Source organism: Streptomyces boluensis (assembly GCF_009908195.1).
Classification (GTDB): Bacteria; Actinomycetota; Actinomycetes; order Streptomycetales; family Streptomycetaceae; genus Streptomyces; species Streptomyces boluensis.
Genome location: NZ_JAAAHS010000780.1, coordinates 1 through 566, shown reverse-complemented (window position 1 = coordinate 566; position 566 = coordinate 1). Strand labels below are relative to the sequence as shown.

Genomic DNA, 566 nt, shown 5'->3' with positions numbered 1-566 from the left:
GTTCCTGGTCGGCGGGGCGATCAGCGCGAGCGGGGCGATCGTCGGGACGCTGGCCCCCGCGGTGCGCCGGGCCTCGCTGCCGGGACCGGGAACTGTCACGAAGGCCTCGGAAAAATCCGACAACACCCGCGATACACAGGTGAGTTGAGAAATCGCGCGGGCATGCTGGGCACGCTGGGCCAACAGGTGTGCACGGTACGTGAGTTGTCGTGTGATGCACGGTGTTCCTGCTGTGAAGCTCTTGTGCGGAACGGCCGATTCCCCCTAGCGTGCTCGGCGTTCGAGCCTCGAACACCGTGCCGCCGAACGCCGAGTCCTGCCCCGGCGCGTACGGAACCACGCCGCAACCGTCGGGCAGGAGCGGGGGACCCACCCGCACCGACCGGTACATCCGCACCACGCACCACACACCGCGCGCGCACCACGTACCGGACGGCGCCGGCGGCCAGGGCAAGTGCCTGGCGGCCTAGGGGTGAAGTCGCCACAGTGCGACCGGGCAACTCCAGCCCGAACCCGACAGCTCACCTCGCAGGCGACTGGAGCAGGAGCATCGATGACGGCTGTCC

The 566-nt window shown here is 69.3% G+C and carries 1 protein-coding gene and 1 riboswitch; the gene reads left to right on the top strand.

What is annotated here, in order from left to right; genetic code table 11:
* Nucleotides 1-296 precede the first annotated feature (296 nt).
* Entirely contained in the window at nt 297-470 is a 174-nt protein-coding gene (locus GUY60_RS40130) for a hypothetical protein (protein WP_161706056.1), read from the top strand.
* Nucleotides 427-550, top strand: a riboswitch (cyclic di-AMP (ydaO/yuaA leader). (Overlaps the previous gene by 44 nt.)
* Nucleotides 551-566: the final 16 nt, after the last annotated feature.